At 67.2% G+C, this 25303-nt stretch carries 29 protein-coding genes; 10 read left to right on the top strand and 19 right to left on the bottom strand.

From position 1 onward, the window contains the following. Nucleotides 1-40: 40 nt before the first annotated feature. The 13 genes from LZD57_RS00735 to phnK all read right to left on the bottom strand — a co-directional run bounded on the left by LZD57_RS00735 (nucleotide 41) and on the right by phnK (nucleotide 11927). Nucleotides 41-1138, bottom strand: a complete 1098-nt coding sequence (locus LZD57_RS00735; RefSeq protein ID WP_233717199.1) for an imelysin family protein — start codon at nucleotides 1136-1138, stop codon at nucleotides 41-43. A gap of 71 nt (nucleotides 1139-1209) precedes the next feature. Then, nucleotides 1210-2739 (bottom strand): di-heme oxidoreductase family protein, encoded by a 1530-nt coding sequence (locus tag LZD57_RS00740; RefSeq protein ID WP_420844708.1) that lies wholly within the window; start codon nucleotides 2737-2739, stop codon nucleotides 1210-1212. 96 nt (nucleotides 2740-2835) lie between these two features. Further along, nucleotides 2836-4119: an imelysin family protein gene (locus LZD57_RS00745; RefSeq protein ID WP_233717200.1), complete on the bottom strand. Its 1284-nt coding sequence runs from the start codon at nucleotides 4117-4119 to the stop codon at nucleotides 2836-2838. Nucleotides 4120-4284: 165 nt separating this feature from the next. Further along, nucleotides 4285-4572 carry a BrnA antitoxin family protein gene (locus tag LZD57_RS00750; RefSeq protein ID WP_233717201.1) on the bottom strand — a complete coding sequence of 96 codons (288 nt, stop codon included), beginning with the start codon at nucleotides 4570-4572 and terminating at the stop codon, nucleotides 4285-4287. Next, the gene (locus LZD57_RS00755; RefSeq protein WP_233717202.1) at nucleotides 4572-4847 is read right to left on the bottom strand and encodes a BrnT family toxin; all 276 of its coding nucleotides are present in this window, start codon (nucleotides 4845-4847) and stop codon (nucleotides 4572-4574) included. Before LZD57_RS00755 ends, LZD57_RS00750 begins: the two co-directional genes overlap by 1 nt. A 181-nt stretch (nucleotides 4848-5028) precedes the next feature. Beyond that, nucleotides 5029-5607, bottom strand: coding sequence for a phosphonate metabolism protein/1,5-bisphosphokinase (PRPP-forming) PhnN (phnN, locus tag LZD57_RS00760; RefSeq protein WP_233717203.1), 579 nt, complete (start codon nucleotides 5605-5607; stop codon nucleotides 5029-5031). Further along, the gene (locus LZD57_RS00765; protein WP_233717204.1) at nucleotides 5597-6736 is read right to left on the bottom strand and encodes an alpha-D-ribose 1-methylphosphonate 5-triphosphate diphosphatase; all 1140 of its coding nucleotides are present in this window, start codon (nucleotides 6734-6736) and stop codon (nucleotides 5597-5599) included. The genes phnN and LZD57_RS00765 overlap by 11 nt, the downstream gene beginning before the upstream one ends. A 59-nt stretch (nucleotides 6737-6795) precedes the next feature. Next, nucleotides 6796-7638 (bottom strand): phosphonate ABC transporter, permease protein PhnE, encoded by an 843-nt coding sequence (gene phnE / locus LZD57_RS00770; protein WP_233717205.1) that lies wholly within the window; start codon nucleotides 7636-7638, stop codon nucleotides 6796-6798. A 118-nt stretch (nucleotides 7639-7756) separates the two neighbouring features. Beyond that, on the bottom strand, nucleotides 7757-8767 hold the full coding sequence (phnD, locus tag LZD57_RS00775) for a phosphonate ABC transporter substrate-binding protein (RefSeq protein WP_233717206.1): 1011 nt from the start codon (nucleotides 8765-8767) through the stop codon (nucleotides 7757-7759). A 58-nt stretch (nucleotides 8768-8825) separates the two neighbouring features. After that, nucleotides 8826-9683: a phosphonate ABC transporter ATP-binding protein gene (gene phnC, locus LZD57_RS00780; RefSeq protein WP_233717207.1), complete on the bottom strand. Its 858-nt coding sequence runs from the start codon at nucleotides 9681-9683 to the stop codon at nucleotides 8826-8828. A gap of 121 nt (nucleotides 9684-9804) precedes the next feature. Continuing rightward, on the bottom strand, nucleotides 9805-10419 hold the full coding sequence (locus LZD57_RS00785) for a DapH/DapD/GlmU-related protein (protein ID WP_233717208.1): 615 nt from the start codon (nucleotides 10417-10419) through the stop codon (nucleotides 9805-9807). After that, entirely contained in the window at nucleotides 10419-11147 is a 729-nt protein-coding gene (gene phnL / locus LZD57_RS00790) for a phosphonate C-P lyase system protein PhnL (RefSeq protein WP_233717209.1), read from the bottom strand. The genes LZD57_RS00785 and phnL overlap by 1 nt, the downstream gene beginning before the upstream one ends. Nucleotides 11148-11150: 3 nt before the next feature. Next, nucleotides 11151-11927: a phosphonate C-P lyase system protein PhnK gene (gene phnK, locus LZD57_RS00795; protein ID WP_233717210.1), complete on the bottom strand. Its 777-nt coding sequence runs from the start codon at nucleotides 11925-11927 to the stop codon at nucleotides 11151-11153. A 71-nt stretch (nucleotides 11928-11998) separates the two neighbouring features. Between phnK and LZD57_RS00800 the strand changes: the two genes are divergently transcribed. Further along, on the top strand, nucleotides 11999-12310 hold the full coding sequence (locus LZD57_RS00800; RefSeq protein WP_233717211.1) for a BrnT family toxin: 312 nt from the start codon (nucleotides 11999-12001) through the stop codon (nucleotides 12308-12310). Between the two features lie 46 nt (nucleotides 12311-12356). Continuing rightward, entirely contained in the window at nucleotides 12357-12587 is a 231-nt protein-coding gene (locus tag LZD57_RS00805) for a BrnA antitoxin family protein (RefSeq protein WP_233717212.1), read from the top strand. Nucleotides 12588-12846: 259 nt separating this feature from the next. On the opposite strand, the gene LZD57_RS00810 is transcribed toward LZD57_RS00805, so the two are convergent. Beyond that, nucleotides 12847-13734, bottom strand: a complete 888-nt coding sequence (locus LZD57_RS00810; protein ID WP_233717213.1) for an alpha-D-ribose 1-methylphosphonate 5-phosphate C-P-lyase PhnJ — start codon at nucleotides 13732-13734, stop codon at nucleotides 12847-12849. A gap of 53 nt (nucleotides 13735-13787) precedes the next feature. Here LZD57_RS00810 and LZD57_RS00815 point away from each other — a divergent pair, with 53 nt between their 5' ends. Further along, complete coding sequence (locus LZD57_RS00815) at nucleotides 13788-13961, top strand: hypothetical protein (protein ID WP_233717214.1); 174 nt, start codon at nucleotides 13788-13790, stop codon at nucleotides 13959-13961. Between the two features lie 14 nt (nucleotides 13962-13975). Here LZD57_RS00815 and LZD57_RS00820 read toward each other — a convergent pair whose 3' ends face one another. The 3 genes from LZD57_RS00820 to phnG are packed head-to-tail and all read right to left on the bottom strand — an operon-like array spanning nucleotide 13976 to nucleotide 16174. Continuing rightward, the gene (locus LZD57_RS00820) at nucleotides 13976-15091 is read right to left on the bottom strand and encodes a carbon-phosphorus lyase complex subunit (protein ID WP_233717215.1); all 1116 of its coding nucleotides are present in this window, start codon (nucleotides 15089-15091) and stop codon (nucleotides 13976-13978) included. 1 nt (nucleotide 15092) lies between these two features. After that, nucleotides 15093-15701, bottom strand: coding sequence for a phosphonate C-P lyase system protein PhnH (gene phnH, locus LZD57_RS00825; RefSeq protein ID WP_233717216.1), 609 nt, complete (start codon nucleotides 15699-15701; stop codon nucleotides 15093-15095). Further along, nucleotides 15701-16174, bottom strand: coding sequence for a phosphonate C-P lyase system protein PhnG (gene phnG / locus LZD57_RS00830; RefSeq protein ID WP_233717217.1), 474 nt, complete (start codon nucleotides 16172-16174; stop codon nucleotides 15701-15703). The genes phnH and phnG overlap by 1 nt, the downstream gene beginning before the upstream one ends. A 161-nt stretch (nucleotides 16175-16335) precedes the next feature. Between phnG and phnF the strand changes: the two genes are divergently transcribed. Continuing rightward, a complete protein-coding gene (gene phnF, locus LZD57_RS00835) occupies nucleotides 16336-17079 on the top strand; it encodes a phosphonate metabolism transcriptional regulator PhnF (RefSeq protein ID WP_233717218.1) in 744 nt (247 codons plus the stop codon). A 44-nt stretch (nucleotides 17080-17123) separates the two neighbouring features. On the opposite strand, the gene LZD57_RS00840 is transcribed toward phnF, so the two are convergent. Continuing rightward, nucleotides 17124-18035, bottom strand: a complete 912-nt coding sequence (locus LZD57_RS00840) for a CehA/McbA family metallohydrolase (RefSeq protein ID WP_233717219.1) — start codon at nucleotides 18033-18035, stop codon at nucleotides 17124-17126. 172 nt (nucleotides 18036-18207) lie between these two features. Here LZD57_RS00840 and LZD57_RS00845 point away from each other — a divergent pair, with 172 nt between their 5' ends. From LZD57_RS00845 to LZD57_RS00870, 6 genes are all read left to right on the top strand, one after another. Further along, entirely contained in the window at nucleotides 18208-19356 is a 1149-nt protein-coding gene (locus tag LZD57_RS00845; RefSeq protein WP_233717220.1) for an extracellular solute-binding protein, read from the top strand. A gap of 121 nt (nucleotides 19357-19477) precedes the next feature. Beyond that, nucleotides 19478-20428, top strand: a complete 951-nt coding sequence (locus LZD57_RS00850; RefSeq protein ID WP_233717221.1) for a lysophospholipid acyltransferase family protein — start codon at nucleotides 19478-19480, stop codon at nucleotides 20426-20428. A gap of 61 nt (nucleotides 20429-20489) precedes the next feature. Beyond that, the gene (locus tag LZD57_RS00855) at nucleotides 20490-21593 is read left to right on the top strand and encodes an ABC transporter ATP-binding protein (protein WP_233717222.1); all 1104 of its coding nucleotides are present in this window, start codon (nucleotides 20490-20492) and stop codon (nucleotides 21591-21593) included. A gap of 2 nt (nucleotides 21594-21595) precedes the next feature. Further along, nucleotides 21596-22864, top strand: a complete 1269-nt coding sequence (locus LZD57_RS00860) for an ABC transporter permease (protein WP_233717223.1) — start codon at nucleotides 21596-21598, stop codon at nucleotides 22862-22864. Continuing rightward, nucleotides 22861-23739 (top strand): ABC transporter permease, encoded by an 879-nt coding sequence (locus tag LZD57_RS00865; RefSeq protein ID WP_233717224.1) that lies wholly within the window; start codon nucleotides 22861-22863, stop codon nucleotides 23737-23739. The genes LZD57_RS00860 and LZD57_RS00865 overlap by 4 nt, the downstream gene beginning before the upstream one ends. 80 nt (nucleotides 23740-23819) lie before the next feature. Then, nucleotides 23820-24524 (top strand): hypothetical protein, encoded by a 705-nt coding sequence (locus tag LZD57_RS00870; RefSeq protein WP_233717225.1) that lies wholly within the window; start codon nucleotides 23820-23822, stop codon nucleotides 24522-24524. Here LZD57_RS00870 and LZD57_RS00875 read toward each other — a convergent pair. Continuing rightward, nucleotides 24499-25125 (bottom strand): hypothetical protein, encoded by a 627-nt coding sequence (locus tag LZD57_RS00875; protein ID WP_233717226.1) that lies wholly within the window; start codon nucleotides 25123-25125, stop codon nucleotides 24499-24501. The genes LZD57_RS00870 and LZD57_RS00875 overlap by 26 nt on opposite strands. Nucleotides 25126-25303 lie beyond the last annotated feature (178 nt).

A 25303-nucleotide genomic window follows, 5' to 3' on the forward strand; every position in this document is an offset into this window, starting at 1 on the left:
GTCCGCTTCCTTTCAGCCATTCACTGTTAGGTCGTCCTGCTCAGTCGCCGTCGAGGGCGGAAAAGCCGGCCGAAAGGCCGAGCAGCGGCGAGAGCTGCCCGGCGAACTGGCTCTGCAGGCTGTCGGTGACGATCAGCAGATAAGTGAGGTTCTGGCGCTTTGCCGTGTCGCCGACCACCTCGCCCAGCGGCGGCGAGAGCTTGCCGAGCGCCATGTCGGCGTTCTCGAATTCGAACAGGATCGAATCCTTCAGATAGGCATGCGCCTCGGGGAGCAGCGAGCCGACGTTCGAAGCGGCGAAGAGATCCTTCATCCCCGCGAAATTCGCCCGGAGCGAGGCGAGGGCGAGTTCCGAGCGGTAGAACAGGAAGGCCTTCGGCCTGGCACTCTTTTCGTTCTCGCCCATCGCCGGATTGAGCCTCAGATCGCGAATCGCCTCGAAGCCGTTGATGAAGACGCCGACGATCTCCTTCAGGGAATCGTCTGCGCTCCGATAGGCGGGGTCGCTGTCCTTGGGGCCGGTCAGCCGCTCGGCGATGCCGCCGGCCTCCTTGCTCCAGTCCGCCTCGATCGCATCGCTGAGTTCTGCGAGATTGGCGGTGATCGCCTCACCGAAGCGGCAGCGGAAATTGCCCTCCTTCGTCGCCAGCGTGTCGGCGCCCGTGCCGTGAAGCACGTATTCGAGGGCACCGAGCCCCTGTACGGCGACGGACTTGTCCGCAAGTCCGGCCTGCGTCGTGGCGCTCTCGTCCTCGTCCGCGAGGATCGCCTGCACCTGCCTCAGGCCGATGCCGCGCCGATCCGGGAAGAACAGGATTCGCGAGCCGCGATTGTCCTCCATCACCGGACCGAACTGCACGAACTCGACCCGCGACCAGGCGCGGACGAGATCGGCGAAGGCTTCCCGCGCGCCTTCGAGATTCTCGCCGGCCGGCAGCTTGCAGAGGTCGCCCATCGCCTCCTTCGCCTCGTCGGCGGCGTCGGCGAAGGCGGCGTAGCCGGGGCGGATGGACCCGTCGATGGCGTTCCAGACGACGTCGAGCTTCTGTTCCCGCGTCGCTTTGGTGGTCTCGGGCGGGCCGTCCTCTTGGGCGAGGGCGGGCACGGCTGAGACCGGCAGCGCGACGAGGACGGCCAAGGCGGCTGCGAGCCACCGGAAACGGGCCGGGCGGGATCGGGGCGCAATCGGGCGAGGGGGCATGTCGAAGCTCATAGGGACTCCAGGAAACGGTGCAGCGCGGCGCGATCGGCCGCATCCATCGCGGCATAGGCCTCGCGCGAGGCCTCTGCCTCGCCCCCATGCCACAGGATCGCCTCGGCGAGATTACGCGCCCGGCCGTCGTGGAGGTACAGGGTGTGGCCGTTCACCGTCTCGGTGAGGCCGATGCCCCACAGAGGCTGCGTCCGCCATTCGCTGCCCGAGGCGTCTCCCACGGGGCGGTGATCGGCGAGACCCTCGCCCATGTCGTGCAAGAGGAAATCCGAATAGGGCCAGATCAGCTGAAACCGCTGGGCCTTGTCCGGCGCGTCCTTCGAGGTGACGAATTTCGGCGTGTGGCATGAGGTGCAGCCGGCATCGTAGAACAGCTTCTTGCCGCGCAGGACCTCAGGGTCGCCGACGTCGCGGCGGGCCGGCACGGCGAGGTTCTGCGAATAGAAGGTGACGAGGTCGAGGATCGGGTCCGGCGCCTCGACCTCGCCGAGCCGCTCCTGGACGCCGGAGGGCGCATCGCGGCAGACGGTCTGGGCGATCGAGCATTCGCCGAAGGCATCGGTGACGAGCGGCGTCGAGATGCCGATGTCCCCGGAAAAGGCCTCGGCACTCTGCACCTTGATCGAAGGCGTCGTCGCCTTCCAGCCGAAGCGGCCGAGAACGAACTCGCCGGTCTCCGGATCGCGCGCCATCGAGGCCCTGCCGGAAATGCCGTCGCCGTCGGCGTCGTTCGGATCGGCATTGGCGAGAATGTCGGCCGTCTCGATCTGTTCGACGAGGCCGAGGCCGATCATCGGCGGGGCGACGCGCGGCGACAGCATGACGTCCTTCGCCATCGGCCCGTAGCCGAGATCCTCGACCGAATAGGTGGGGTGGCGGAGGCTGACCACGGTGCCGTCGGCGAGGGTGACGGGTTCCTCGCGATAGCTGATCGCCATCTTGCCCTCGGGCTTCAGCCCCGGCACGGCGAAGTTCTGCAGCTGGCCGCCATAGGACGGCTCGGGAATGCGCGTCAGTTCGTGGTTTTCGAGCTTCTGCCGGTCCTCTTCGGTCTTCGGCGGCACCGAAAGCCGCAGGAACATCGAGACGGCCGGCTCGCCGTTTTCCGGCGGGTGGCCACGCCCGTCCTTCAGGTGGCATGACTGGCAGGAGCGCGAGTTGAACAGCGGCCCGAGCCCGTCGGAGGCTTCGGTGGAGGAGGGGGAGGAGACCCACAGCTTGCGAAAAAGGGCATTGCCGAGCTTGAAGCGATCCTCGCCGGCAAAGCTCTGGTTGGCGGAGACCTGGGAGAAGGAGTCGCGGTTGACGAGCTTGGTCGAGGTCGCGCCGCCGGCCTGCATCGCCTCGAATTTTTCCGGCTCGGAAAAATCCGTCGTCGGCTGCGTCACGGCTCGGACCCGGGCGAGGTCCTTCTTCGAAAGGTCGTGCCGCGCGGGTCGATCGATCCCGTAGCTGGCGCTGAGCGGGATTGCGGCCGGCAGAAGGATCATGCCGGCCAGAAGCGTCACTTTCGTGGCGAAACGCATGAGAGCGTCTCCATCCGTACTTCACACGGCGAAAAGGGCCGCCCCGGCGGCCCCTCGCATCTTCTCTTCGAACGGACGTCCCGTCCGCCCGGCGCCTTACTGAAAGACCGCCTGGGTGTTGTCCAGCGAATCCGAGCCTTCGATGGTCACGCCGCCGAGGTCGAGGGCGGCGACCGCCCGCTCGATCGCCCGGGTCTGGGTGATCAGTGCGTCGATGCCGGCCTGGACGCGGGCATTGCCGGCGTCGTTGCCCTCGCCGATCTGCTGGTCGTAGGCCTCGCCGTCCTCGGCGGCCTTGGCGATCGCCTGGAACTTCTCGACGCTGTCGTCGAGATCGGCGCGGATCTCCTCGTCGATCTCCGGCGCCTCGGCCGCGACCAGATCGGCGATCGCCGGGCCTTCGACCGTCTTGCCGTCCACCCGCTGGTACTTGCCGGTATAGACGTTGCGGATGCCGAGAACGTCGTTGAGATGCGACACGTGGGTGTTGTCGGAAAAGCAGTCGTGCTCCTCCTCCGGATCGTGCAGCAGCAGGCCGAGCTTCATCCGCTCGCCGGCGAGTTCGCCATAGGAGAGCGAGCCCATGCCGGTGAGGATCGCGGAAAGGCCCTTCGTCGGATCGTCGGTGAGCGCCTTGCGCGCCGCGCCGTCGGCCTTCCAGTTGCCGACCATCTCTTCGAGGTCGGAGACGAGGAGGTCGGTGGCGGCATCGAGATACTGGCCGCGGCGGTCGCAATGGCTGCCGGTGCAGGCATCGCCTGTCGCATAGTCGGTATAGGGACGCTCGCCGGCGCCGGCCTCGGTGCCGTTGAGGTCCTGGCCCCAGAGCAGGAATTCGATGGCGTGGTAGCCCGTGGCGACGTTCGCCTCGATGCCGCCGGCCTCCTGCAGCTTGTCCTGCAGAAGCTCCGGCGTGATCGTCGAGACGTCGATCTGTTCGCCGTTGACGGTGATCGTCTGGTTGGCGATCACATTGGCGGTGTAGAGGGAGTTCTCGTCGGACTCCGACCCGTAGCTGCTGTCGACATAGTCGATCAGGCCCTCGTCGAGCGGCCAGGCGTTCACCCGGCCTTCCCAATCGTCGACGATCGGATTGCCGAAGCGGAAGGCTTCGGTCTGCTGATAGGCCGGGCGGGAGGCGCGCCAGGCGTCGCGGGCGGCCTGCAGGGTCGCCTCGCTCGGCTTTTCGATCAGCGCATCGGTCGCCGCGTCGAGTTCCTTGGCCTTGGCAAGAGCGTCCTCGTAGCCGGCGAGCGCGATGTCGGCGTAGTTTTCGAGCACGGCCTTCGGGGCCGGCGTCTCGGCCAGCGCGACCCCGCTCGAAAGCAGCGCGGCGGCGGCCGCGAGGGTGAAGGTTGCGGAGCGGGCGGAAGAATTCATGGCGACAGGTCTCCTCCCGGGCGTGGAATCACCCAGTGAACGGTGCGGCAAGTTGCGCGTGGCGTGTGTGGATCGTTTGCCCAATCTTGGCTAAGACGGTCAAGATTATCTGTCAACCGGCCGAGCAAAGATTGGAATTGGAAGAATTCCAGAAAGATCAGCGGCTCAGGCGCCGCCCTGCTTGCGGTCGACGAAGGCTTTCAGGATGGCATTGATTTGGGTCTGCCACCCCCGCCCTTGACCCTTGAAGTAGTCGACGACCTCGGAATCGAGCCGAATGGTGACGGGACGCTTGTTCACCGGCGACCGCGGGGCGGGAATGCCGGTCTCCAGGTGGGCATGGGAAAGCCAGTCGGCGGGAATGCCGCTCAGGTCCACGTCGTCATGTTCCTGCCGGGTCAGTTCCGCATCGTCGTCGACGAGTTCGAAATCCGTCTTGCCGCGGTGGGTCATCAGTGCCTTTCCACCATATCGAGGTAGTGACGTTCCTCGCGCTTCCATGCCCTTCTGGCCGTGATCATCCAGAGGGTGGTACCCCTCCACATCCAAACCACGGCGAACAGGCGTCCATTGATCTCGCCGAGGGAAACGGTGCGATCCTCACCGTCCCGCGGGTAGGAATAGGATAGCCGAGGGCGCCCGTCGAAAAGGGCCTTCATATCTTCGAAGTCGATCTTGCGATCATCGATCAGCCAGCGCCGCTTGCCTTCGTCCCAATCGAACGTCATGGCCGCCTACGCGTATTTACAATGTACGTACACGGCGAGAAGATCAATGCTCTGCGTTCGTGCGGCTGGATCTGTGTCGGCTAACCACCGCACGCTACAGGTCCTGCGCGCATCTCACAACATTTCCACGCTGGTTTGATTTTCCGGCATGCGCGGGGTCGCACCCGCTCAGCGAAGGACGTCAGCAGTTTTCCAGAAAGGCGATGAGCCGCGACAGGCCCTGTTCGACCGGGCCGGAATTGTCGATCTCCACCGCGCGCCAGACCGTTCGCGGCAGGTCGAGCGGCGCCTCCCGCTCGACGCGGGCCAGCGCCCCCGCCCGGTCCTCGCGGCCGCGCCGGACGATGCGCTCGACCAGCAGGGATCTGGGCACGGCGACGTGGGCGACGGCGAGGCGCGGGAAGACCGCGGCGGCATCGGCGATCTGCCGGCGCGAGATGTTGGCGATCACGGTCCGCCCGTCTGCGATCATGGCGTGAAGGCTAAAATCGAGCCCGTAGCCGAGGCCGTGGGCGCGCCAGGCGAGGGCGAAGCCCTGCTCGTTCCGGCGGCGTTCGAACTCGGCTTCGTCGAGCTCGGCGTGATCCTCGGCGTCCGGGTCGGCCTTGCGGGTGACGAACCGCCGGGCGAAGTGAAAGCGCTCGTCGCCGGCGAAATGGCGGGCGGCGAGACGGATGAGCGTGTCCTTGCCGGCGCCCGACGGCCCGACCACGGCGACGAAGGCGCCGCGGACGTCGGCGCTTTCCCGTTCAGGCGACACGGCGGCCGGCCCGATGTACGCTGACGACGAGGGGGGGGCGCTTCGGCCGCGGCTCGCGGATGCGCACGAGGTCGGCGCGTTTGCCGAGGGCGATCTCGCCGCGATCGGCAAGGCCCGCCGCCCGGGCCGGGTTGGCCGTGACGAGGCGAATGGCAGGCGCAAGGTCGAGCGTTCCTTCGCGCGCCAGCAGAAACGCCGCCTGCAACATCGAGAAGGGAATGTAGTCGGACGACAGGATGTCGAGCTGACCCGCGGCGAGGAGGTCGTGGGCGGCGACGTTGCCGGAATGGGAGCCGCCGCGCACGATGTTGGGCGCGCCCATCAGGACGCCGAGGCCGGCGCCGTGCGAGGCTTTCGCCGCCTCGAGGGTGGTCGGGAACTCGGCGATCTGCGTGCCGAGTTCGAGCGCCTCGGCGACATGCGCCTCGGTGGCGTCGTCGTGGGAGGCGAGCGCGATGCCGCGCTCGCGCGCCCCGGCGGCGATCACCCGGCGCGAGCGGCCGCTGTTTGCCTCGGATTCGGCGATGCGCCGCTGCGTGAAGCTTTCGAAGGCCTCGTCCGACAGCGCTTTCTTCTTCTGGTAATAGACCCGGTAGGTCTCGAGGCTGACGAACTGACGCTGGCCGGGCGCGTGGTCCATCAGCGAGGCGAGGCGCACCCGCGGGTTCTTCGACAGCCGCTCGAAGCCTTCCTCCGCATCGGGCGCCGAGACCTCGCATCTGAGGTGGATGAAGTGTTCCGCCCGCGTATCGTCGCTCGACGCGGCCTCGGCGATGACGTTCGAGAGCTTTTCCATCGTGTCGACGGTCAGCGTCGCGTCCTCGTCGGTGCCGACGCGGATCGCGTCGAAGACGGTGGTGATGCCGGAGGCGGCGATCTGCGCGTCATGGGCCTGAAGCGCGGCGAACATGTCCCAGAAGACCTTCGGCCGCGGCATGAAGTGGGTCTCGATGTGGTCGGTATGAAGTTCGACCAGACCCGGAATGAGGACGTCGCCCTCCATGTCCTCGCCGCTCGCCGGGCCTTCGCCGATCGCCGCGATCTTGCCGTCGCGAATGACCAGATGGCCGCTGATCACCTCGTCGGGAAGGACGATGCGGGCGTTCGACAATGTCGTTTCGGCGGGCATTCGGGGCTCTTTCGGGCAGTGCGACGGGCGATCCCGTCACTGCGGAGCTTCGCGGCGCGTCAGGTGACGAACTTGCGAAGCTGCTGGGAGAGAAGGTCGGTGAGGACCACCGTCACGACGACGATGACGAGGATGGCCGACGACTGCGGATAATAGAAGCCGCGGACCGATTCGAACAGCACCTGGCCGATGCCGCCGGCGCCGATGACGCCGAGGATCGTCGCCGTCCGAACGTTGGTCTCGAGGCGATAGAGCGTGTAGGAGACCCACAGCGGCAGCACCTGGGGGACGACCCCGAAGATCACCTCCTGGATGCGCGTCGCGCCGGTCGAGCGGATCCCTTCCACGGGCCGGGGATCGATCGATTCCACCGCCTCGGAAAACAGCTTCGCCATGATGCCGGTGTTGTGGACGAACAGCGCCATGACGCCGGCGAAGGGGCCGAGGCCGACGGCGACGACGAAGAGCACCGCCCAGACCACCTCGTGGATCGCCCGGAAGACGTCCATCAGGCGCCGGCAGGGGTGGAGCACCCACCAGGGCACCATGTTGTGGGCGCACAGGATGCCGAAGGGGATCGAGACGATCAGCGACAGGAAGGTGCCCCAGACGGCGATCTCGACCGTGACGACCATCTCCTCGACGTAGTAGCGCCAGTCGGTGAAGTCGGGATTGAGGAAGCCCGAGGCATAGTCCGCCATGTTGGCGGCATCGGTGAAGAGGAAGGTCCAGCGCCCCATCTCGGCCGGGCCCCAGCTGATGGCAAGGGCAGCGACCACGCCGGCGAGGATGGCGAGGTTCCAGAGCGTGCGCGACCAGTCGCGGCCGGCATTGATGTCGGGCATGGCCTGCGCTGCCCGCGACGGGGAGGCGGCGGAAAGGGGTTCGCTCGTCGTCGACATCGAGGGCTCCGCTGGTCCGTGGAAAGCGCCGCGTCAAAACGGCCGGCCACCGGTTCGGCGGCCAGCCGCGGGGAAGAGCCCGCCCGCCGGAAAGGGCGGGCGAGCCTCGTCGGCCTGGTCAGGCGCCGGGCTTCTTCTCGTTGGCCTCGATCTTCTTCTGATACTCGGCCTTCTCGGCTTCGAGCTTCTCGATCTCGGCCTTCTTGGCGGCGGAGTCCATCTTTTCGTCGGCCTGGATCTGACCGATCTTCTTCGAAACTTCCATCACCCGGATCGGCAGCAACTGGTCGTCGTCGGACTTCCTGAACGGCGCCCATTCGAGGCCGGCGAGGACTTGCTTCTCCTCGGCGGCGTCGCCCTGCGACTTGTCGGTGCCGTAGTTCAAAATGAAGGTCTCGATCTTCTCGCGGGTGGCGTCGTCGACCTTCTTGGAGATGACCAGCGGATCGGAGGGGATCAGCGGCGACTTCCAGAGAATCTTGATCTTCTTGAAGGCTTCCGGCTGGTTCTTCTCGATCAGCGCGAGATTTTCGGTGTTGTTCGACGCCGCGTCGACCTGGCCCATGGCGACGGCCATGGCGTTGGTCTCGTGATTGGCGTTGGTTACCGTCTTGAAGCATTCCTTCGGGTCGACGCCGCTCTGGGCGAAGACGAAGGTCATCGGCACGAGATAGCCCGAGGTCGAGTTCGGATCGCCGAGGCCGAAGTTCAGCGTCTTGTCGCACTTCAGGAGATCGTCGAGCGAGGTCAGCTTGGAGGAGGCCGGGACGAGGATCAGCGACCAGTAGCCAGGATTGCCCGAGGCATCGACGGTCTGGGCGAAGATCTGGCCGTCGGCCCGGTCGACGGCTTCCATCGCCGACTTGTTGCCGAACCAGGCGACCTGCACCTTGCCGAACCGCATGCCCTCGATGACGCCGGCATAGTCGGACGCGAAGAACGGCTTCACGGTGAGGCCGGTCTGTTCCTCCATGTCCTTCAGGAACGGCTCCCACTTCGGGCGCAGGTTCTGCTGGCTCTCGGTGGAGATGATGCCGAAATTGACCGTCTCGCCGTTCTGGGCGACGGCCGTGCCGCCGAGCGACAGGGCGATGGCCGCCGCCGCGAGCATTTTCGAGATGAGCTTCATGGGTTCTGGTTTCCCTGTTGGTGGTCTGGGGATCGTCGGCCGGTCGCTGAAACGTCGCTCACGCCGGCTGAAGGGTTTTCTTTCGGACGCCAGCGCGTCGGTCGGACGTCTCGGCCGGACGGGCCTCGCCCCTGACCGGCAGCTTCTGCGGCAGGACCAGTTCTTCGGACGCGGCGCCGTAGAGTTCGGTCAGGAAGGTGTCGGACAGGGCGTCGGACGGGCCGTCATAGACGACCTTTCCGTCCCGAAGCGCGATGGTCCTGTCGCAATAGACGCGGGCATATTCGACCTGATGCAGGGAGACGAGGACGGTCATGCCCTCGCTCCGGTTGATGTCGGCGAGAACGTCCATCACCCGCCGCGCCGAGGCGGGATCGAGCGAGGCGATCGGCTCGTCGGCGAGGAGGATTTTCGAACGCTGCACCAGCGTTCTGGCGATCGCCGCGCGCTGCTGCTGGCCGCCGGAGAGCGTCGAGGCGCGCTGCCAGGCGACCTCGGGGATGCCGACCCGGCCGAGCGCCTCGATGGCCGCGATCCTTTCGGCCCTGGTGAAGAAGCCGAACGTGCCGCGCCAGGCCGAGATGCGGCCGAGGATTCCGCAGAGCACGTTGGTGATCACCGGCAGCCGGGCGACCAGATTGAACTGCTGGAAGATGACGCCGATGTCACCGCGAAGGTTGCGCATGTCGGCGCCGTATCGGCCGTCCCTCTGCTGGACGTTGCCGAGGATCTCGATCAGCGAGCCGGCGTCGCCGCGCTCCAGTCCGGCGATGTGCCGCATCAATGTCGATTTGCCGGAACCTGATGCGCCGATCAGCGCCACCATCTCGCCCCGGCCGATGGTCAGATCGACCCCGGCGAGGGCCTGTTTCCTGCCGAAACGCTTGGAAAGGTTTTCGACTGCGATCGCCGTCATCGGGTGCTCCTGATCGGTGTCGCGCTGCCGCGTCACCGGAGCTTTAGAGCCCTTGCATGAGAGTTCGATGACGGCTTTGCGATGCTTCGATGACGATTGATTCGCGAATGATCGAAAAGGCTTACGAGCCGTGCTTGGCGAGAAACGCCGCCCCGTCGAGGGTGCGGAAGTCCTGAAGCGCAGCATGCAGCGCGGCATGCGGCCAGTCCCACCATGCGAGCCGCTCCATGCCCGCGGCGACCTCTTCGGAGAACCGCCGGCGGATGAGCCGCGCCGGCACGCCGCCGACGATCGTATAGGGCTCGACGTCCTTCGAGACGACCGCGCCGGCCCCGACCACGGCGCCGTTCCCGATCGTGACGCCCGGCAGGATGGTCGCGCCGTGGCCGATCCAGACGTCGTGGCCGATGCGCACCGAATGGGCTCGCCGCCAGTCGAAGAACTCGGCTTCGTTCTCTTCGCCGTCGAAATAGTCGCCGGCCCGGTAGGTGAAGTGGTGCAGCGTCGCGCGCCAGGTCGGATGATTGGTGGCGTTGATGCGGACGGCGGCGGCGATGTTGACGAACTTGCCGATCTCGCTCGCCCAGATGCCGCAGTCCTGCATGACATAGGAATAATCGCCGAGGCGGGTCTCGGAGACGCGGCAGCGCTCGGCGATCTCGGTGTAGCGGCCGAGATGGCAGGCTTCGACCTCGGCGCTCTGATGGATCAGCGGGGTTTCGGAATATTTCGGCATCAGGCGGCTCTTTCGCGCGCGGAAAATCCGGAGACGTCGACGATCCGGTCGGCGATGCGCCCGCGCACCTCCTCGTCGTGGAAGATGCCGAGGATCGCCACGCCCCGCTCGCGCTTTTCGGCGATCAGGTCGCAGACGACGTCGCGATTGGCGGCGTCGAGCGAGGCGGTCGGCTCGTCGAGAATGAGGATCGGGTGATCGGTGAGGAAGCCGCGGGCGATGTTCACCCTCTGCTTCTCGCCCCCGGAAAAGGTCGCCGGGGGAAGCTCGTAGAGGGCTGCGGGGAGATTCAGCCGCTCCAAGAGCCGCGCCGCGTCTTTGCGGGCCGTGGCGGGTTCGACGCCGCGGGCAAGCAGCGGCTCGGCGACGACGTCGAGGGCCGAGACCCGCGGGATCGCCCGGAGGAACTGGCTGACATGGCCGACGACGTCTCGTCTCAGGACGATGACCTCGCGCGGGCTTGCCGTGGCGAGATCGACGAAGGGCTCGTCGGCCGCCCCGCGCATGAGGATACGGCCCGTCTCGACGCCGTAATTGCCGTAGATCATTCTCAGGATCGACGACTTGCCGACCCCGGACGGTCCGCCGAGGACCACCACCTCGCCGGCCTTCACCGCCAAGGACACGTTGCGGACGACCGGCAGATGGATGCCGCCGCGCAGATGGTTGGTGAAGCTCTTGGCGACGTCTTCGACGACGAGCCGCGTCGCTCGCGAACGCTCGTGCATGGCTCAGACCTCCAGGATCGAGGCGACGAGAAGCTGGGTATAGGCGTGCTGCGGATCGTCCAGCACCCGGTCGGTCAGCCCGCTCTCGATCACCCGGCCGGCCTTCATCACCATGATGCGGTGGGAGAGAAGCCTCGCCACGGCGAGATCGTGGGTGACGACGATCGCCGACAGACCCATTTCGCCGACGAGGCCGCGCAACAGGTCGAGGAGCCGCGCCTGGACCGAGACGTCGAGCCCGCCGGTCGGCTCGTCCATGAAGACGAGACGCGGGGCGGTGACGAGGTTGCGGGCGATCTGCAGGCGCTGGCGCATGCCGCCGGAAAAGGCCGTCGGCCGGTCGTCGATGCGCGCGCCGGGGATCTCGACGCGGGACAACCAGTCCTCGGCGGTGGAGCGAATGCGCCCGTAATGCCGATCGCCGACGGCCATCATCCGCTCGCCGATATTGGCGCCCGCCGAGACACGCATCCTCAGGCCGTCGGCGGGGTTCTGATGGACGAAGCCCCAGTCCGTGCGCATCAGAAAGCGCCGCTCGGCCTCGCTGAGACCTGCCAGATCGCGCGTCTCGCCGTCCCGCATGCGGTAGGAAACGCTGCCGCCGCTCGCTGCCAGCCGGCAGGAGATGCAGTTGAGGAGCGTCGTCTTGCCGGAGCCCGATTCGCCGACGATGGCGAGGATCTCGCCGGGATAGAGGTCGAAGGAAACGTCCTTACAGCCGACGTGCCGGCCGTAGAGGCGGGTGAGGGCGGCGACGGAGAGGAGGGGGGTGTCGGTCATGGGCGGGCACTCCGTGCGGTACCAACCGGAAGAAGTACGTCATTCGCGACAACATGTGGTAGCGTTGTCGCATGAATGAGACGCGCATCTTCGAATGGGACGAGAAGAAGGCCGCCGCCAATCGCAGCCTCGGCCGGCCCCCTTTCGAAGACGCATTGCGCTTCAATTTCGTGACGGCGGTGATCACCCACGACCGGCGCACGGATTATGGAGAGGAGCGCGTGCAGGCGATCGGCTTTATCGGCCAGCGCCTGCATGTCCTGATCTATACCGAGCGACATCAACGCATTCGCATTATATCCTTCAGGAAAGCCAACGAGCGTGAGGTCAGGCGCTATGATCGTGAGACGGGAAGTTTCAATCCGGACGAAAGCGACGGCTGAGGATTGGGCCGAGGCGCGGCGGCTGACAAAGCTTGCCCTCGCCGAAATGACACCCGAGGAGGACGCGGCGATCACCGCCGATGCGCTTGCCGATCCCGACAATCCGCCGATCGAGGACGACGCCGAGTTCATGACGTGGGAAGAGGCCCAGGCGCGGTTGAAAGGCCGCACGCAGGTCGCCCTCGAGCACGACGTCGTCGAACGCTTCCGCCGCGCCGGTGACGATTGGCGCGAACGCATCGACGCGATCCTGCGCGAGGCTGCTCCGGCGGAATGATTGCCGACGGCGCGTAGCTGGAGCGGCCTCCTCTGTCCTCCAGAACCCGTATCGACGGGCGGACATCTCCCCCATGAGGAAGATCCGCGGTGTCGTCGGCCGTTCCGCTCTTCGATCCACCTGACCGAACGTTTGACGTCGGCAATTACCAGGACGGAACTCGTCAAGCCGAATCCATCGAAGCCTCGATCTCCCCCCCTGCGGGGGAGATGCCGGCAGGCAGAGGGGGGTATGGCCGCCGCCACGCTTTCGAAAGCGCTCATGGCCGCGCCCCTGTCAGGACGGGCGCCCCGTCCACCCCGAAATGCCCCGCCTCCCGGCGCTCTTCGCAGTAGTCCGTATCGGAACACGCAAATAGCCGGCCGCCGTGGTCGTCGGTGACGATCTCGTCGAGATAGACCCCCGTGGCGCCGCAGAGGCCGCAGGGCTGGGAGAAACTCTGGACCGAAAAGGGATGGTCCTCGAAGTCGAGGCTCCTCACCTGCGTATGAGGCGGGATCGCGTAGATCCGCTGCTCGCGGCCGGCGCCGAAGAGCTGCAGCGCCGGGGAATCGTTCATCTTCGGATTGTCGAATTTCGGGATCGGCGAAGGATCCATCACGTAGCGGCCTTCGACCTTGACCGGATAGGCGTAGGTCGTTGCGATGTGTCCGTGTTGGGCGATGTCCTCGTAGAGCTTGACGTGCATCAGCCCGTATTCCTCCAGCGCATGCATGATCCGCGTCTCGGTCTCGCGCGGTTCGAGAAAGCGCAGGGGTTCCGGGATCGGCACCTGATAGACCAGCGTCTGACCCTCCGTGAGGGGCGCTTCCGGGATCCGATGGCGGGTCTGGATGATCGTCGCATCGGTCGTCTTGGTAGTGACGGCGACATTGGCGACCCTTGCGAAGAACGCCCGGATCGAGACGGCGTTGGTGGTGTCGTCGGAGCCCTGGTCGATGACCTTGAGGACGTCGTCCGGCCCGATGATCGCCGCCGTCACCTGCACGCCGCCGGTGCCCCAGCCATAGGGCATCGGCATTTCCCTCGATGCAAACGGCACCTGATAGCCGGGGATCGCCACGGCCTTCAGGATCGCACGGCGGATCATCCGCTTGGTCTGCTCGTCGAGATAGGCGAAGTTGTAGGCGGGCAGCGCGGCGGTCATGCTGTTCCTCCGCGGTCTTCGGCTGAGACGACCCCGGATGGGAGGATCCGAACATGGCCTGGATGGCGATCGGCGAACTCTGCGCCGTGCTCTTCGGGATCGTGGCCGGCTGGTATTTCCTCGTCTACCGCGATCCCGCGACCGGCCGGCACGGGCGCGGCTCCGCCGGACCGCCGCGCGAGCAAGACGACGAGGGCGGGGAGGCTCGTCGCAGGCGCGACGACTGAGGACGGACGACAGATCATTGCGAACCGTCCCTCTCTGCCGCCGGCTCCTCGGTGGGCGGCGCAGCCGTGGGCCGCTCGGCCCGCATCGTCCGCAAAAGGTCGAGTTCGGCCTGGAAGTCGACGTAGTGCGGCAGCTTCAGATGCTCCACGAAGCCGGTCGCCTGGACGTTGTCGCAATGGGCGAGGACGAATTCCTCGTCCTGCGCCGGGGCGCGGCGCTCCTCCTCGAATTCGTCGGCCCGAAGCGCCCGGTCGACGAGGCTCATCGACATCGCCTTGCGCTCCATCTGCCCGAAGACCAGCCCGTAGCCGCGGGTGAACTGCGGCGGTTCGGATTTCGAGCCGGTGAATTGCGAGACCATCTGGCATTCGGTGACGCGCACCCGGCCGATCACTACGGGAAAGCCGAATTCCGGCAGGTCCACCTCGACCTCGACCTCGCCGATGCGGATCTCGCCGACGAAAGGATGGGTCCGGCCGAAGCCGCGCTGGGTGGAATAGCCGAGGCCGAGCAGAAAGCCTTCGTCGCCCCGGGCGAGCGCCTGGAGCCGAAGGTCGCGCGTGGCGGGAAAGGCGAGCGGCGAGCGGGTGAGGTCGGCGGGTTCGCCGCCGCCGTCCCGGCCGTCGCCCTCGATCAGCGCTTCGTCGCCGAGAATGTCCGTCACCCGGGGCGCCGGACCGGTTTCGCCCGGATCGCGCCGGGCGGGCTCGGCGACGAAGCCGTCCTCCGCCATGTCCGGCTCGATCAGCCGGTGGGTGTAGTCGAAGGTCGGGCCGAGCAACTGCCCGCCGGGCAGGTCCTTGTAGGTCGCCGAAATCCGCCGCTCGATCAGCATCCTGCCGGTGTCGATCGGCGAGGAGGCTGCGAAGCGGGGCAGGGTGGTGCGATAGGCCCGGATCAGGAAGATCGCCTCGATCAGATCGCCGCGCGACTGACGCACCGCCATGGCGGCGAGTTCCGGGTCGTAAAGCGAGCCCTCCGCCATCACCCGGTCGACCGCGAGCGCCAGTTGCCCGGCGATCTGCTCGATGGTCAGGGCCGGGACGCGGCGGTCGCCGCGCCGCCGGTCGACGAGCAGCCGATGGGCATTGGCGATGGCGGCCTCGCCGCCTTTCACCGCGACGTACATCTCACGCCTCCTCGACGATGGTCGTGCGCGGCAGGCCGAGGATCTCGGTCCCGCAGGTCAGGACGAGATCGAGACCGCAGGGAAACAGCGCCCGGTTCGTCCGCCGGGCGGCGACGAAGTCGTTCCCGAGGCCGGAGATCCGAACGGTCGTCTCGCCGGAAATCCCGGGGCCGGACAGCCGCAACGCCTCTCCCGATCCGAAGGAGGCGACCTCGACCAGAAGCGTCGCCGAGCGGTCCGGATAGCCGAGTGTTCCGAGCGGAAAGGTTTCGAGACAGGCGCGGTCGAAGCAGGGGACGACGGCAAACCGCGCCTCGGCCGCCCCGACAAGCCGGGCGCCGGTCTGGAAGCCGAGCCAGGCCTCCAGCGTTTCGCCCGCGTCCCCGACGTGAACCGGCGTATCGGCATCGCCGAGGGCGAGGAGCGCCGCGCCCTGGGCGGGCGAGAGCGGCGCCGGCGGGCTGGCGCGCGCGCCGGTGTCGACGATCGTTCCGGGGCGCGACAGGGCTCCGAGGATCGCCGAAAATACCGCCTGGGCGTCGAACACCGGGTCGGCGAAGCCGCCGGCGACGGCGCGGCGGGATAGATCGAGCGGGTTTGCCGCGACCATCAATCTTCTCCCCGCATCATGGTGAAGAAGTCGACCTTCGTCGCCTCCGTTTCCGAGCGCCGCTCGGCGTCGGCTTCCGCCAGCGCCGCCTCGACGTTGGCGACGACGTCCCGCTCGATCGCCTCCCGCATCGTCTCGTCCTGCCAGAGCGCGTCGAAGGCGGCGGCAAAGCGGGCGCGTCGTGCGTCCCGCCCGAGCACCATCGCATGGCCGACCGCGCCGTCGTCGAGCGTCACGCTCGCTCGCGTCACGCTCGCCTCGCCGAGATTGAACGGCGCCCCGCCCCCGCCCGCCCGGCCGCGCACCATGACGAGGCCGCTTTCGGGACCGCGTAGCGCTCCGACCGTTCGGCCTTCGCCGAGGCTTTGCCACGCCGCCTCGAGAAAGCCGGCATCCGCCTGGGCGAAGGCCGAGACGGCGCGGCGGCGGGCTGCGGAGGGGGCCGGATCGGGGTTGCTGGAAACGTCCGCCATGTCTCTGCCATCCGTCGATCGTCTGTGTTGTCTATTTGTATAGACAACTGAATAGAACTCATGTAGCACGATTTTCGTGACACGGAAATGACGGTTGGCGTCGTCTTCGGCGAGCCGCATGACGGCGCCGACTCGACGAGCGCAGGCAAAGGGGAATGCAGGTGGCGACGTCCGAGACCGCGGGCATCGCGCGCTGGCGGCAGATCGCCGACAGTCTGCGCGCCGACATCGCGGAAGGGCGTCTCGCCGGCGCATTGCCGAGCGAGATGCGGCTCGCCGAGCGCTTTGCCGTCAATCGCCATACCGTGCGCCGGGCGATCGCCGCGCTGAGCGAAGAGGGGTTGGTGACGGCCGCCCGCGGCCGGGGCACCTTCGTCGCCCCACGGCCGGGGCGCATCGCCTATCCCGTCGGGCCGCGCAGCCGCTTTTCGGAAAATATCGGCGCCGCCTCCCGCGAGCCCGGCGGATCGATGGTCGGCGCCACCCGCGAGCCGGCGTCGGCCGAGATCGCCGGCCTTCTCGGCTGCGGCATCGCCGCGCCGCTGACGCGCCTCGAGCTTTTGCGCGTCGCCGACGGCGCGCCGGTGATCGTCTCGACGCTGTGGTTCGAGGAGGCGCGCGTGCCGGGCATGGTCGCCGGCTTCGCCGAGACGGGTTCGATCTCCAGAGCGCTCGAAACCCTGGGACTGTCGGGCTGCAGGCGGCTGTGGACGCGGGTCTCGGCCATCGCCGCCGATGCCCACGACGCCGAGCGGCTGCACTGCCCGCTGGCGACGCCCTTGATCCAGACGACGAGCCTCACGGCGGCGGTATCGGGCGAGCCGGTGCAATACGCCCGTTCGCGCTTTCTCGGCAGCCGGTTCGAGTTGCTCTTCGATCATGCCGTCGGGACAACGACCGACTGACCGGCCGCCGCGGGCGGGGGGCGCGGCCCCCGCGACGACCGTTTTCAGGACGGGAAGATTGGGTTCGACCAGGCGAGCCGGCCTTCGCCGTCGCTGACGATCACCCGGCACCAGTCGCCGGCAAAGCGCTGCAGGGAGAGTTCCGCCGTGGTCAGGGCGGCCTCGTCCGAGAAGGCCGTCTCGGCGCGGCTGCCCCGGCCGACGAGGGAGATCATCCGGGCCGGCGAAGTGCGAATCACGACGGTGTCGCCGACGGTCTCGATCGCTTCGATCGCCGGCCCCTGGCTGGAATAATAGAGCCCGGCCTTCATCGCTTCGAGAAGCGCCCGAGGCTCGTTGCGCTCCGCTTTCACCATCATCCAGCCGCCGCCCGAGTCGGGGATCTTCAGGTGGGCGTCGTCGGTGGCGTAGCCGGACAGATGCCGGTGGCCGTCGTTGAGGAGCTGGTCGAGCAGCGCCGTGCCGTCGCCCCGGGCCACCTCGATCGCGCAGCCGGTGTTCCAGATTTCCACGGCATGGGCGACGTCGGCGAGAGCCCGACCGTCCTCGATCGTCAGCGACGACCATTGCGGATGGGCGATGCCGACGAAGGCGCCGGCATGGCGGGCTCTCGCCGCGAGAGATTCCATCCGCTCGTCGGGGAAGGGCGGGTCGAAGTCCGCCGGCAGGCCGCAGGCCAGCACGTGCCAGATCTCGCCCTGGCTGTTCTGCGGGGCGTGAATCTCGGCGCCTAGGATCGTCGTGAAGTCGTCGCCGCGATATTCGTTGGTGTCGGTGATCGGAAAGTCGAACTTCGCTAGGAAATGATCCGACAGGCACAGGAAGTCGTAGCCCATCTCGCGGTAGTGGGCGCAGACGTCGCCCGGCGACAGGGCCCCGTCGGACCGCGTCGAGTGGGTATGGATGTTGCCGCGAAAGAACCGTCCTGCGGCCGAAAAGACCTCACGCCCGTCCATGTCGTCGTCCCCATTTGATCGTCGGTCACAACTCTTCGGCTTGAACAATGACGCCGCTGTGACACAGTGTTTTCCACCGTCACCTCGTCGTCATCGGGACGATAACGAAACGTCATCCGAGGCGACTAAAAGGCGCCGGCAGATCCGCTATTCCAACGGATGGGAGCTTTCCATGACCTTCGTCAATCCGATTACGCGCCGCTCGATGCTGAAGGCCGGCGCGGCCTCCGCCACCCTTCTCGCCGCTCCCGCCGTGCTGACGCGCCCGGGCTTCGGCCAGAGCTCGGGCACCGTCAACGTCTTCACCTGGGGCGACTACGTCCAGCCGAACATGGTTTCGAAGTTCGAGAAGGACACGGGCATCAAGCTCAACCTGTCGACCTACGGCTCGAACGACGAGGCGACCCAGAAGCTCAAGGCTTCCGGCGGCAAGGGCTTCGACGTCATCTTTCCCTCGGTGACCAACGTCGCGAACTACCAGGACGGCGACCAGTTCCTGCTCCAGCCGATCGACGAGGAGAAGGCTAAGGTCGGTAACGTCATCCAGTCGATGTATCGCGACTCGATCCAGCTTGGCGCCGTGCAGAACGGCAAGCGCGTCGCCATTCCCTTCAACTGGGGCACCGAGGCGGTCACCTACGACGCCTCCGTCTTCGACGATGCCACGGACGCCGACGTGTCCTATGGCATGCTCTGGGACCCGCGCGCCGAGAACAAGGCCGCCTTCCGGCAGAAGTCCGTGCTCATCGGCACCGGTCTCTATCTCGACGCGATCGGCGAACTGAAGTCGAACCGCATGCTCGACGTCTACAAGAGCGAAGAGGACATGCGCCGCGTCTTCGACAAGGTCGCGGCCTTCATCGTCGAGCACAAGCAGAATTTCGGCGCGTTCTGGAACAATGCGACGGAGGCCCTCAACGCCTTCCAGCAGTCGGGCGCCGTCGTCGGCCAGACCTGGGACTCGACCGGTCTCCTGCTCAATCGCGACAACGAAAAGCTGAAATATCGCATGCCGAAAGAGGGCGGCATGACATGGATGGATTCCATGGCGATCCCCTCCGGCGCCGAGAATCTCGAACAGGCCTATGCCTTCGTCAACGCCATGCTCGATCCGGAAATGGCCGGCATCATGAGCGCCAACACCGGCTACAACTCCTGCGTCGACGGCGCCGCCCAGCATGCCGGCGAGACCTATGCCAAGCAGTTCCAGGAAGTCTACACGTCTGAAAACCTCGCCAATCTCTGGTGGTGGCAGCCGGACACGCCGTTCTTCGCGGCCGGCCAGCAGGAATATGCCGAGCGCATCACCAACGCCTCCTGAGAAAGGACACGGCTGACGTTTCGACCAGGGTCGACGTCTGCGGCGCGCGAGCCGGATCGTTTCGCGCGCCGCCATTCGCTTGAGGGCCGTTTCGGCGGCTCGTTCGGGAAGGGTGCGAGACTTGGACGACCTGACGCCGATCCGGAGCCACGACGAGGTCAGGCCGCAGACGCTCTTGCGCCCGGCCGGGCGTCCCCCTGTGCGGATGTCCTATGCGGCGACGATCGACCATCGCCTCATGCGTCCCTTGTGTCTCGCCCTCGAGGCGGCGAGCGGCCGCGCCCGTCTCGAACGGCTCTATCGGGAATTTCTGGACGATCCGGCGAGCGGCGACTTCTTCGCCGAGGCGATCACGCGGATGAACGTCGACCTCGCGGTTCGCGGCGCGTCGCGGATCCCGCGGACGGGGCCGCTCGCCGTCGTTGCCAACCATCCTTTCGGGGCGATGGACGGCATCGCGCTCGGCTGCCTGCTCGGGCGGGTGCGGAGCGACGTCATGATCATCGCCCATTCGGCGCTGGCGCGTGTGCCGGAACTGGCCGCGAAGCTGTTTTCGATCGATTTTTCGGGGACGAGAGAGGCCGAGCGGGCGAATATCAAGGCCCGCGCCGGGGCGCTCGCCCATCTGAAGGGCGGCGGCTGCCTGCTGGTTTTTCCCGCCGGCGCGGTGATGACGACGCCGCGGCCGCTCGCCCGCCGCGCCGTCGAACTCGACTGGGGGCCGCTTTCGGCGCGGCTGATCATGCGCTCGGGGGCGACGGTCCTGCCGGTCCACGTCCCGGGGCAGAATTCGCGCCTGTTCCAGATTGCCAGCCACCTGTCGCAATCGCTACGCTATGCTCTCCTGTTTCACGAGGCGGCACGGATGATCGACGGGCGCATCGCCATGACCGTCGGGCGGCCGATCGAGCCGGCGGTGATCGCAGGCTTTCAGGACGCCGTCACGCTGACGCAGTGGTTGCGCCGGCAGGTGTTCTCGCTCGAAGAACGAGCCGTGTCGGACGAACCGGACTTTTTCGCCGGCATGTTCGACGACGAGCCGAGCGAGAGCGAAGCGTTGCCGGCGCTCTGACGATAGAATGGAAAGGCGGGCCGATCGTGGCGCGCCGAAACGAGGCGAGGGGACTATCGGCATGGATGGAAAGAGCGTCGAGCTTGCCGGCGTCACCATGGTCTTCGACGGTTTCACCGCCGTTCATCCCACCGATCTTCATATCCCGGCCGGCGAGTTCCACTCGATCCTCGGCCCCTCCGGCTGCGGCAAGACCACGCTGCTGCGGATCCTTTCGGGGTTCCAGCGGCCGAGCGCCGGCCACGTGCTGATCGGTGGCGAAGCGGTCGATCATCTGCCGGCCAATCGCCGGCCGACGGCGATGATCTTCCAGTCTCTGGCGCTCTTCCCGCGCATGAGCGTGCGCGAAAACGTCGCCTTCGGTCTCGAGGCGCGGGGTATTTCCCGGCGCGAGCGCTCGGCGCGGGCCGACGAGCTCCTCGCCCTCGTGGCGCTGGAGGCGCATGCCGACAAGCGCCCCGATCAGCTGTCCGGCGGCCAGCGCCAGCGCGTCGCCGTGGCGAGGGCGCTCGCCGTCGAGCCGGCCGTCCTCTGCCTCGACGAGCCGCTTTCGGCGCTCGACCTGAAGCTGCGCCAGCACATGCGCACCGAATTGCGCGCGCTGCAGAAGCGCACCGGCGTCACCTTCATCTACATCACCCACGACCAGGGCGAGGCGCTGACCATGTCCGACCGGATCTCGGTGATGAACAAGGGGCGCATCGAGCAGGTCGGCACGCCCACCGCCGTCTACGACGCCCCTGCGACGCCGTTCGTCGCGGGCTTCGTCGGCGAACAGAACGTCTTCACCGGCAAGGTCACCTCGGTCGAGAAGGAATTCGCCAGGATCGACGGCCCGGGCGGTACCTTCACCGGCCGGCGCACGCCGGACGTCGCCCTCGGCGATCAGGCGGTGCTGATGGTGCGGCCCGAACGGACCGGGCTCGTCGATGACGAGAGGAACGGCGTCAATCGCCTCGCCGCGCAAGTGGAAGGCCGGGAACTGGAAGGGCCCTATCTCAATCTCGTCACTCGTGACGCGACGGGCCGCCGAATCGTGCTGCATCTTGCCAATGACGGCAGCGTCCACCCCGCCACGGGGGCGACTGTGATCGGCTTCCGGCCGGAAGATGCGATCGTCATGCCGGTGACGGACGGACGCGCCGCTGCCGTGGCGGAGCACTGATCGTGGGCGCGCTGCTTCGCACCTATGGCGCACCGCTGACCACGGTGATCGTCCTTCTCGTTGCCGTCTGGATCGGCGGCATGATCGCCGCGCCGCTGCTGACCATGGGCGAGCGCTCCCTCGTTTACGTCGATCGCAACGACGACCTCAGCCAGACGAACAACGCCATCAACCGCCTGTCCCGCGACATCGCGACGCTGGCCTACGACATCGAGGCCCGCAAGAAGGATCTGGCCGATCTGAACGAGGCGGCGTCCTCGCCCGAAGAAGGGTCCGGCGCCAATTCCGGCAGTGGCGGCGGCTTCATGGTGCCTGGGATGAGCGTTCCCTCGGCCGGCAGCCGGCCGAGCGGCGGAGGGGCCTCGCCGGCCGCCCCGTCATCGCCGCTGCTGCCCTCCTTCGGCGGCGGACAGGGCGGCGAACGGACCGCCGAGAGCCTCACCGAGGAGATCGGTGCGCTGCAGGAAAGGCGCGATGCCGCCGGGGCCGAGATGGCCGCTCTGAAGGAGAAGCAGGCACAGCTGATCGAGGCCGCGGCCAGTGCGCCGCGCTACTCCGTCCAGAACTATTCGTCGATCGAGCCGCTGCATCTGAAGATCTTCGTCAAGACGATCCTCTATGCCACGCTGGTGACGGCGATCGCCTTCGTCGTCTGCTATCCGGTCGCCTATTTCGCCTCGAACCTCAAAGGCGCGCTCGGGGCGGGGGCGATCCTGCTTCTCCTCGTCATCCCCTATTCGATCAACGAACTCCTGCGCGTCTATGCCTGGGTGATGATCCTGGCGCGGGAGGGCGTCCTCAATTCGGCGCTGCAGGCCTTCGGCATCGTCGGCGCCAATCCGCCGCAATGGGTGGCGTCGAACAATTCGGTCTTCCTGGTGATGGCCTATGCCTACATCCTGTTCATGATGTTTCCGCTGATGAACACCCTCGGCACCCTCGACCGCAGCCAGGTCGAGGCGGCGCGCGATCTCGGCGCCTCGGTCTGGCGGGTGCATTACCGGGTGGTGCTGCCGCATGCGAAGCCGGGCATCGCCATGGGATCGATCGTCGTCTTCATGCTGTCGGCGGGCGTCATCACGGTGCCGGAACTCGTCGGCCGCGGCCTGCATCCCGACTGGTTCAGCCAGGTCATCTATCGCCGCTTCTTCGACACCGGCGACTGGAACCAGGGCTCGGCCTATTCGCTGATGCTGCTCGCCAGCTGCATCGTCTTCATCCTGATGGTGCTGTCGGCCTTCCGCGTCTCGATCCGGGAGATCGCCAGATGAGCACCACGATCGGGCGGCCCGCCGCGGTGGATCAGGCGGCGGTGTCCGCCAGGGCGGCGGAACGGGGCTACGCTCCCGGCATCGGCGACACGCTGCTGAAGGTCTATCTCGGCCTGTTCTTCTTCGTTCTCTTCGCGCCGATCGCGATCATGGTCGCCGCCGCGTTCAACGCCTATCCCTCGCCGTCGATCACCGTCTGGCAGGGCTTCACGCTGAAATGGTTCGCCGCCATCTTTGCCGATGCGCGGATGATGACGGGGCTCTTCAATTCGCTGCTGATCGCCTGCGGCGTCATCGCCATCGCCATCCCGCTCGGCCTCGCCGGCGCGCTGCTCCTCACCCGGCTGGAAAGCCGGGCGAACGGCATCCTCTACACCATCCTGGTGGCGCCGATCATGATTCCCGGCATCGTTCTCGGCGTCACCACGATGATCTTCTGGCGCGATGCCTTCGGCGTCGATGCCGGGCTGTTCACCGCGATGATGGCGCAGACCGCCTTCATCGCCTCCTACTGCCTGCTGATGTTCATGGCCCGTCTTGCCCGCCAGGATCGCAGCCTCGACGAGGCCGCCGCCGACCTCGGCGCGACGCCGTTCTTCACCTTCCGGCGCGTGACGTTGCCCTTCCTTGCCCCGACGATCGGCATGGCCTCGGTGCTCGCCTTCCTGCAGTCGATCGAGAATTTTCCGACCACCTTCTTCGCCATCGGGCCCGACTATACGCTGGTCACCGAGATCGCCAGCCGCATGCGCTTCGGCTTGTCGCCGATGATCAACGCCATCGGCGTGATCTTCATCGTCGTCACGGTGATCGCCGCGCTCGTCTGGGCGAGCGGGCGGATCCGGGCGGAACGGCAGAACCGCGCAGACGGCTGATCCGTCGGCACCCCGCCCGCCCCGCTGCCGCGCCGCCTTGCCGACTTGCCCGGCCTCGATGCTTTCGCCACAGTCGAACCATGACCATCGAACTCCGCTGCCTGCCCGGCTGGAAAGGCCGGCTTCCCGAGCCGAAGCCCGCCATCGGCGCCTTGCCGGACTGGCTGAAGGCGATGCCGAAAAGCGCCGTCTCGGCGCTTCTCGGCGGCGGCGAAGTGCGCACCGTCAAGCAGTGCCCGCCCTTCGTCGACGCGATGGGGGCGGGGATCGTCTTCCCGCTGATCGCCGATCTCAGCGTGAAGGACGGCGTGTTCGAATGGGACAGCGGCCTGCCCGCCCATCCGCTGGCGCGGCTGACGCGATCGCCGCTCGGCGTGCATCTGCCCGAGCAGCTGACCGGTGTTCCCGGCGCCGATCCCGAGCGCTTCGCGGTCAAGTTCACCAATGGTTGGACGATGCGCCTGCCACAGGGCTGGTCGATGCTGTTTTCCCATCCGCACAACCGCCTCGACCTGCCGTTTCGCACGCTGACCGGGCTCGTCGACGATTTTGCCGGCGGTTTCGTGCATTTTCCGGCGCTTTGGGTCGACGAAGGCTTCGAAGGCGTCCTTCCGGCAGGAACCCCGGTGGCCCAGGGGGTTCTCGTCCAGCGGACGACGCCGGCGATCTCCTGCCGCGAAATGAACGCGGGCGAACTGGCGGAGAGCCTCGAACTGCAGGACGCGCTCGACGCCGACCCGGGCGTCTACCGCAAGCGTTTCAGGGCGAAGACCGGCCCTGCGTGAGCATCAGGCGACCGCGCGGCCCCTTCGTGCGCAGGGAAAGGACGATCACGCCGAAGCTGGAGGGAAGCTCGGCCCAGGCCGCCTCCGCCTCGTCGAACCGGCCGAGATCGCGCAACGCTTCGCCCCGGCAGAGGGAGTGGTCGTCGCCACGCTCCTTTGCCGCGACCTGATCCAGAAAGGCGAGGGCCTCGCCGGGACGATCGAGGAGGAGGGCCGCACGTGCGGCGTTCAGCGCCGCGTCGGCGTCGCCGGCATGATCCGTGAGATAGGCGGTGCCGGCATCGAGGGAGGTCCCTGCCTCGCCGGCTTCGAGGCCGCAGGCGGCGATCTCGAACAAGGCCTTCGCATGTTTCGGATCGAGCGAGCGGGCATGCAAAGCGGCCGCCAGCCCCTCTCGGGGCCGGCCCGACAGGCGCAGTGCGAGGGCGCGGTTGTAATGCAGGACGGCATTGCCCGGATCCGCCGCGACGAGCACCTCGAGGGCCGTCGCGGCGGCGGCGAAGTCGCCGCGCGAGACGGCGGCCGAAAAGGCCGCGGCCGCGGCGGCGGGGTCCGGCACGGCGGCCCTGGCGCGGTTGCGTCTCGTCTCGCGCTTGGTCACGGCCGGGTCCCCGTCAGCATGGCGAAGGCGGGTGCATGCTTGGTCGCCCGCCTCGCCCGAGATCTATGGCACAAGCGGCATCGGCCGCAATCCTTCGATCGGCGAGGTGTGCGCTCGTCTTGACCGAGATCAAGGACAGTGGAGCGGGGCCCGGATAGAGCAGCGGCACCATGGCCTC

The organism is Jiella avicenniae (assembly GCF_021390325.1).
Lineage (GTDB): Bacteria > Pseudomonadota > Alphaproteobacteria > Rhizobiales > Rhizobiaceae > Jiella > Jiella avicenniae.

Bases quoted from the DNA above. Each gene is read 5' to 3' on its own strand.
- LZD57_RS00740 (WP_420844708.1), bottom strand. From the start codon at position 2,739: ATGCGTTTCGCCACGAAAGTGACGCTTCTGGCCGGCATGATCCTTCTG.
- LZD57_RS00745 (WP_233717200.1), bottom strand. From the start codon at position 4,119: ATGAATTCTTCCGCCCGCTCCGCAACCTTCACCCTCGCGGCCGCCGCC.
- LZD57_RS00750 (WP_233717201.1), bottom strand. From the start codon at position 4,572: ATGACCCACCGCGGCAAGACGGATTTCGAACTCGTCGACGACGATGCG.
- LZD57_RS00755 (WP_233717202.1), bottom strand. From the start codon at position 4,847: ATGACGTTCGATTGGGACGAAGGCAAGCGGCGCTGGCTGATCGATGAT.
- LZD57_RS00765 (WP_233717204.1), bottom strand. From the start codon at position 6,736: ATGCCCGCCGAAACGACATTGTCGAACGCCCGCATCGTCCTTCCCGAC.
- phnE (WP_233717205.1), bottom strand. From the start codon at position 7,638: ATGTCGACGACGAGCGAACCCCTTTCCGCCGCCTCCCCGTCGCGGGCA.
- phnD (WP_233717206.1), bottom strand. From the start codon at position 8,767: ATGAAGCTCATCTCGAAAATGCTCGCGGCGGCGGCCATCGCCCTGTCG.
- phnC (WP_233717207.1), bottom strand. From the start codon at position 9,683: ATGACGGCGATCGCAGTCGAAAACCTTTCCAAGCGTTTCGGCAGGAAA.
- LZD57_RS00785 (WP_233717208.1), bottom strand. From the start codon at position 10,419: ATGCCGAAATATTCCGAAACCCCGCTGATCCATCAGAGCGCCGAGGTC.
- phnL (WP_233717209.1), bottom strand. From the start codon at position 11,147: ATGCACGAGCGTTCGCGAGCGACGCGGCTCGTCGTCGAAGACGTCGCC.
- phnK (WP_233717210.1), bottom strand. From the start codon at position 11,927: ATGACCGACACCCCCCTCCTCTCCGTCGCCGCCCTCACCCGCCTCTAC.
- LZD57_RS00800 (WP_233717211.1), top strand. From the start codon at position 11,999: ATGAATGAGACGCGCATCTTCGAATGGGACGAGAAGAAGGCCGCCGCC.
- LZD57_RS00805 (WP_233717212.1), top strand. From the start codon at position 12,357: ATGACACCCGAGGAGGACGCGGCGATCACCGCCGATGCGCTTGCCGAT.
- LZD57_RS00810 (WP_233717213.1), bottom strand. From the start codon at position 13,734: ATGACCGCCGCGCTGCCCGCCTACAACTTCGCCTATCTCGACGAGCAG.
- LZD57_RS00815 (WP_233717214.1), top strand. From the start codon at position 13,788: ATGGCCTGGATGGCGATCGGCGAACTCTGCGCCGTGCTCTTCGGGATC.
- LZD57_RS00820 (WP_233717215.1), bottom strand. From the start codon at position 15,091: ATGTACGTCGCGGTGAAAGGCGGCGAGGCCGCCATCGCCAATGCCCAT.
- phnH (WP_233717216.1), bottom strand. From the start codon at position 15,701: ATGGTCGCGGCAAACCCGCTCGATCTATCCCGCCGCGCCGTCGCCGGC.
- phnG (WP_233717217.1), bottom strand. From the start codon at position 16,174: ATGGCGGACGTTTCCAGCAACCCCGATCCGGCCCCCTCCGCAGCCCGC.
- LZD57_RS00840 (WP_233717219.1), bottom strand. From the start codon at position 18,035: ATGGACGGGCGTGAGGTCTTTTCGGCCGCAGGACGGTTCTTTCGCGGC.
- LZD57_RS00845 (WP_233717220.1), top strand. From the start codon at position 18,208: ATGACCTTCGTCAATCCGATTACGCGCCGCTCGATGCTGAAGGCCGGC.
- LZD57_RS00855 (WP_233717222.1), top strand. From the start codon at position 20,490: ATGGATGGAAAGAGCGTCGAGCTTGCCGGCGTCACCATGGTCTTCGAC.
- LZD57_RS00865 (WP_233717224.1), top strand. From the start codon at position 22,861: ATGAGCACCACGATCGGGCGGCCCGCCGCGGTGGATCAGGCGGCGGTG.
- LZD57_RS00870 (WP_233717225.1), top strand. From the start codon at position 23,820: ATGACCATCGAACTCCGCTGCCTGCCCGGCTGGAAAGGCCGGCTTCCC.